Annotated in this window: 6 protein-coding genes; 4 read left to right on the forward strand and 2 right to left on the reverse strand. The window is 74.8% G+C overall.

The annotated features are described in order from the left end of the window. Positions 1-1,470 (reverse strand): double-strand break repair protein AddB (addB, locus tag ACTZWW_RS22265; protein WP_444783156.1); only part of this gene is annotated, 1,470 nt, incomplete at its 3' end. Between the two features lie 241 nt (positions 1,471-1,711). On the opposite strand from addB, the gene ACTZWW_RS22270 reads away from it, so the two are divergent. Further along, on the forward strand, positions 1,712-2,116 hold the full coding sequence (locus tag ACTZWW_RS22270; RefSeq protein ID WP_444783157.1) for a PRC-barrel domain-containing protein: 405 nt from the start codon (positions 1,712-1,714) through the stop codon (positions 2,114-2,116). A gap of 11 nt (positions 2,117-2,127) precedes the next feature. Here the strand turns inward: ACTZWW_RS22270 and mutY are convergent, their stop codons facing one another. After that, positions 2,128-3,333 carry an A/G-specific adenine glycosylase gene (gene mutY / locus ACTZWW_RS22275; RefSeq protein WP_444783158.1) on the reverse strand — a complete coding sequence of 402 codons (1,206 nt, stop codon included), beginning with the start codon at positions 3,331-3,333 and terminating at the stop codon, positions 2,128-2,130. A gap of 56 nt (positions 3,334-3,389) precedes the next feature. On the opposite strand from mutY, the gene ACTZWW_RS22280 reads away from it, so the two are divergent. The 3 genes from ACTZWW_RS22280 to ACTZWW_RS22290 all read left to right on the forward strand — a co-directional run. Further along, entirely contained in the window at positions 3,390-3,950 is a 561-nt protein-coding gene (locus ACTZWW_RS22280) for a DUF721 domain-containing protein (RefSeq protein WP_444783159.1), read from the forward strand. 133 nt (positions 3,951-4,083) lie between these two features. Continuing rightward, positions 4,084-4,713 (forward strand): DsbA family protein, encoded by a 630-nt coding sequence (locus tag ACTZWW_RS22285; protein ID WP_444783161.1) that lies wholly within the window; start codon positions 4,084-4,086, stop codon positions 4,711-4,713. A 162-nt stretch (positions 4,714-4,875) separates the two neighbouring features. Further along, positions 4,876-5,678, forward strand: an 803-nt coding sequence (locus ACTZWW_RS22290) for an AAA family ATPase (protein ID WP_444783160.1), incomplete at its 3' end; no start/stop codon positions are given.

Here is a 5,678-nt window from a genome sequence, read left to right on the forward strand (position 1 = left end):
CGCGAGACCCGGCCCGGGCTCGGGCCCGCGCAGCACGCCGATCTCGAGCGCCGCACGCGCCCGCGCCAGCTCGGCCGGCGGGAAGCCGAGCCGCACGGCGGGGTGATGCAGGAGCGCGAGCGTCGCGAGCGGCGCGAAACGCTCGGCGGCCGCCTCGGCGGCGAGCCGGGCGAGCCGCCCCGCCTGCGCCTCCGCGAGGCTGGTGCCCGCCGAATCGTCGACGGCGACGCCCCAGCGGCCGAGCTCGGCGCAGACACGGGCTGCGAGCCCGCGATCCGGCGTGATCAGCGCCGCCGTGCGCCCGGGCGTCTCCAGCACCTCGCGCAGGGCGACGGCGACGCCGAGCGCCTCCTCCCGCTCGTCCTTCGCCTCGATCAGGGCGAGCCCCTCCGTCCCCTCCGCGGCGAGGCGCGCACGCCGGCCGGGATCGAGCGCGGCCCAGGCCTCCGTCGTCTCCGCCGGGCGCATCGCCTGGGCGAGCATGGCCTCGCGGGCGCGACCCGCGGCGCCGGGCTCGCCGAGCTGCACGACGTCCGCGCGCGCGATCCGCAGAACCTGCGCGACGAGACGCGCCATCACCGCCTGGGGGTGCCCGTGGGCCGGCGCGAGCCCCGCCTCGCGCTCGCCGCAGACCGCCCGCCAGGCGTCCGCGTCGAGATCGCGGTCGAGCCCCGGCAGCACCACGGCGCCCTTCGGCAGCGCCGCGATCGCGGCCAGGAGCCGCGCGGTCGCGGGGATCGAGCCGGTGGAGCCCGCCGCGATCACCGGTCCCGGCGGCGGGCTCGCCGCGATGCGCGCGGCCTCGGCGTCGATCAGCGCCGCCGTGCGTCGCGCGGGGTCGCTCGCCCCGCGCTCGGCGAGGATCGCGGGCCAGGCCCCGAAGGCGATGCGCACGAAGTCGAGGGTGAGCTCGAAATACTGCGAGAAGTCGCCGTCGACCGCCGCGCCGAGCGCCTCGAAGGCGACGCCCTCCCAGGCGATGTCGTCCATCAGCGCCTCGAGCTCGCCGGCGAGCGAGACCGCGTCCGCCGGCGAGGAGGGGACGAGGAAGGGCGTGCCGCCGTCGAGCCGTGCGAGGCGCGGGTCGAGGCGCTGCGACCAGTGCTGGATCAGGCGGGCGAGCAGGAGCCGCCGCTCCAGCGGCGCGATCGGCGGGGCGAGCGCCTGCGCGTCGGCCGAATGCTCCAGGCTTCCCGCGGCGAGCGCGAGCTCGGCGTCGTCGGCGGCGCCGAGCGGCACGATCCGCGGCAGGATCAGCGCCGGGGCGCCGAAGCGCGCGCCGGCCTTCTCGGCGATCGATGCCCCGAGCGCGCGTGCGGCCCGGCGGGTGGGCAGGTAGATCGTCGCCCGCGCCAGCGCATCCGGCCCACGCCCTTCCGGAAAGCCGGGAACGAGCCGCCCCTCGACCAGCGCGTCGGCGAGTGTCTCCAGGAAGGGCGCCCCGAGGGGAATGCTGTAGACCCGCGTCACGTCGCCCTCTCCCCCACCCGAGTTCCCGCCCCGACGAAAGCGAACGTAACCAGAACGAACCGGCGCGTCAAGATTGCCCGAGCCGCTCGCTCCCGCGCTATCCTCCGGGCTCGGGCTCGGGCTCGGGGCACGGGCACGGGCACCGGCGGCTCCGCGAGCGGTCCCGCCCGGCGCTCCACCTCGGAACGTCGCTCGTGCGCCTCGCGTTGACGCGCCACAGGGTCTACACGAGGAGGTATCCATGGCCAGCGGCGCCGGGCGCGAGCCCGACCATCATCTCATCGCCAGCGACCGCGTCGAGGGCACGCCGGTCAAGCGCTCGAACGGCGACGAGATCGGCCATATCGAGCGGGTGATGATCGACAAGCGATCCGGCAAGGTCGCCTACGCCGTGATGAGCGTGGGTGGCGGGCTGTTCGGGCTCGACAAGCACCAGTTCACCATGCCCTGGGGCGTGCTGCACTACGACACGAGTCTCGGCGGCTACGAGCTCAACCTCAGCGACGACCAGATCCGCGAGGCGCCCCGGCGCACGGCGGAGCAGCACGATGCCTCCTTCTCCCGCGAGTGGGAGGAGCACGTCCATCGCTACTACAACGCGACGCCCTACTGGGGGCGCTCGGACCCGATGTCGACGGGCCGCTGACCCGGCGCGGTTCAGGCCGCGCCACGCGCCTTCTGCCCCTCGGGCTCGGCGGGACCGGCGGTCTTCGCCGGCTCGGCCCGCGCCACGGGGACGCCAGGACCGAGCGCGTGTGCCAGGATCTTGCGCATCACGCTGGGCAGCGGCTCGTCGCCGAGCGCCTCGCGCGCGGTGAAGCGCATCCCCTCGGGCGCGGGCGTCCCCGCGGCGACGCGGGCGTGGAGCACGCTCACCTCGAGCGCGAAATGCGTGAACACGTGGCGCACCACGCCGTCGAGCCGCTTCCAGCGCGCCTCGAGCGGCGCGTCTAGGATCGCGCGCGAGGCGACGTAGTCCGGTGCCCACGCGCTGCCTGGGGGCTCCGCCATCGCGCCGAGCAGGCCCTCGGGCGCGCGGGTGCGAAGCAGGATCGCGCCGTCGGCGCGCTCGACGACGAAGGCGGCGCCGCGGCGTGTCTCGCGCGCCTTCTTGGGCGCCTTGACCGGGTAGACCTCGGCCTCGCCGGCGCGCCGCGCGGCGCAGGGCGCCATCCACGGGCAGAGCGCGCAGGCGGGGCGCTTGGGCGTGCAGATCGTCGCGCCCAGATCCATCAATCCTTGCGCGAAGTCGCCCGGGCGATCGGTCGGCACCAGGGCCAGCGTCGCCTCGCGCACGGCGGGCTTGGCCTTGGGTATCGGCTCCGCGATCGCGAACAGGCGGGTCATCACCCGCTCGACGTTGCCGTCCACCGCCGCCGCGACCCGGTCGAAGGCGATGGCGGCGATGGCGCCGGCGGTGTAGGCGCCGATGCCGGGAAGCCCGCGCAGCCCGTCCTCGGTGTCGGGGAAGCGCCCGCCGTGCTCGGCGACGACGGCCTTTGCGCAGGCGTGCAGGTTGCGCGCGCGGGAATAGTAGCCGAGCCCCGCCCAGGCGTTCATCACCTCCTCGGACGGAGCGGCGGCGAGCGCCTCGACCGTCGGGAAACGGGCGAGGAAGCGCTCGAAATAGGGCTTCACCGCCATCACGGTGGTCTGCTGCAGCATGATCTCCGAGAGCCAGACCCGGTAGGGGTCCGCCGTCTCGCCGGGCTTCGCCCGCCAGGGCAGGGCGCGGCGGTGGCGGTCGTACCAGGCGAGGAGGTCGTCGGCCGTCGGCGCGGTCTCCGGCGCGCGGCCGCGCGCCTGCGCCGCGCCGGAGGCGTGCGAATCGGCTTCCAGGGGGGCGGTGGTCGGGGCTACCATGGTCGCCTCACATAGCCGATCCCGCGATCGGCTTCCATCGGAGCGCGACGGACGCGATGGCGCGGCAGGACGGTAATCCCCGAGGCAACCCCCTCGGCAGGCGCCCCGGCGTCAGGCCGCTCGCGGAGCTCGTCGAGGGCGCGATGAGCGAGGCGCTGGCGCGCCAGGGCTTCGCCTCGGCGGACATCCTCGCCGCCTGGCCGGACATCGCCGGCGAGCCGCTGGGGAGCCGGTCGCAGCCGGTGCGGATGGAGTGGCCCAGGCGCGCGCGCCCCGAGCCCGACGTCCCGCCGCCGCCGGCGAAGCTCGTGGTGCGGGTGGAGAGCGCCTTCGCGCTCGACGCGCAGCATCTGGCGCCGCTCCTCATCGAGCGGATCAACGCGCTCTACGGCTGGTCCTGCGTCGGCCGGATCGTGCTCGAGCAGGGGCCGGTGCGCCGCCCGCCGCCCCGGCGCCCGCCGCCGCGCCCGCTCGTGCGCGAGGAGGAGGCCGCCATCGCGGGCGCCACCGAGCCCGTCGCGGACGAGGCCCTGCGCGACGCGCTCGCGCGGCTCGGCCGGGCTGTCGTCGCGGGGAGCGGGCGGCCCGCGCCCGCGGGGCGTCACACGAAGTCGTGATTCGCCGTGCGCGACGCCCGAACGTGCCGCGCTTGTGATCGGCCTCGGTCTCGGCCTACTTCTCGTGCTAACGGAGGTCCCCAGAGGCCGTTGTCCGAGACCTGTACCCGCCGCTTTCGACGGAGAGACGATGATGATCACGCGCCGCAATGCCCTCACCCTGCTCGCCGGTGCGAGCGCCCTCGGCGTGCTCGCGCCGCGCGCGGCCTTCGCGCAGTCGGTCGACATGGAGCTGCTCGGGACCGCGGGGCCGCTCGGCGAGATGGCGCTCGGCGACGAGAACGCGCCGGTGACGGTCTACGAGTACGCCTCGCTGACCTGCGGTCATTGCGCCACCTTCCACAACCAGACCTGGCCGCTGGTGAAGGAGCGCTTCATCGAGACCGGGCAGGTGCGCCTCGTGATGCGCGAGTTCCCCCTCGACACGCTGGCGCTCGCCGGCTTCATGCTGGCGCGCTGCGAGCCGGACAAGTACTGGGGCGTCGTCGACATGCTGTTCGAGCTGCAGCGGGAGTGGGCCTATTCCGAGCGCCCGCGCGACGCGCTGGAGCAGCTGATGCGCCAGGCCGGTTTTTCACAGGAGAAGTTCGAGGCCTGCTTGAACGACCGGGCGCTCTACGATGCTATCATCGACGTGAAGACGCGGGGCGAGCAGCTCGGCGTCAATTCCACGCCGACCTTCTTCTTCAACGGCGAGATGCGCCGCGGAGCGCTGACCATCGATGAGTTCGAGGCCATCGTCGCGCCGATGCTGGAGGGGTGACGCCGTCTCCCCTCGGCTTGACGGGAGAGGGGCCGGGGGCGTCCGGCTGGTCGATCGGGCACGGCGGCGTGCTCGGGCGATCGACACCGGCCTGATCTCCCGTCGCGTCGACTTCTCTCGCCCGTCTCCCGTCCGGGAGCGGGAAGTCGCCGGCCAGCCCGCATGCAGCTGACGCGGCTGCGCATAACCGGCTTCAAGACCTTCGTGGAGCCCACCGACGTCCCGATCGAGCCGGGGCTCACCGGCATCGTCGGGCCCAACGGCTGCGGCAAGTCGAACCTCGTCGAGGCCCTGCGCTGGGTCATGGGCGAGAGCTCCTACAAGGCGATGCGCGCCTCCGGCATGGAGGACGTGATCTTCAACGGCTCGGGCGGGCGCCCCGCGCGCAACGCCGCCGAGGTGACGGTGAGCGTCGACAACGGCGCGCGCACCGCACCCGCGGCCTTCAACGACGCGGACGTGCTCGAGATCTCGCGCAAGATCGCCCGCGAGGCGGGCTCGACCTATCGCATCAACGGGCGCGAGGTGCGCGCGCGCGACGTCCAGCTGCTCTTCGCCGACGCCGCGACGGGCGCGCGCTCGGCGGCGCTCGTGCGCCAGGGGCAGATCTCGGAGATCATCGCCGCCAAGCCGCAGGCGCGCCGACGCATCCTGGAGGACGCCGCCGGAATCGCCGGCCTGCACGCGCGGCGTCACGAGGCGGAGCTGCGGCTCAAGGCCGCGGAGGAGAACCTCGTCCGCGTCGAGGACGTGCTCTCGGGCCTCGACGGGCAGATCGAGGGCCTGCGCCGGCAGAGCCGCCAGGCGGCGCGCTACCGCGCCGTCGCCGCCGAGATCCGCCGGCTCGAGGCGCTCGTCCAGCTGATCGGCCACGCCGCCGCGCGCACGGAGGCCGCCGACGCCGCGTCCGAGGCGCGGGCCTGCGCCGCGCAGGTGGCCGAGCGCGCCGAGGTCCAGGCCCGCAC

Source organism: Salinarimonas sp. NSM, from assembly GCF_052380005.1.
Lineage (GTDB): Bacteria > Pseudomonadota > Alphaproteobacteria > Rhizobiales > Beijerinckiaceae > Salinarimonas.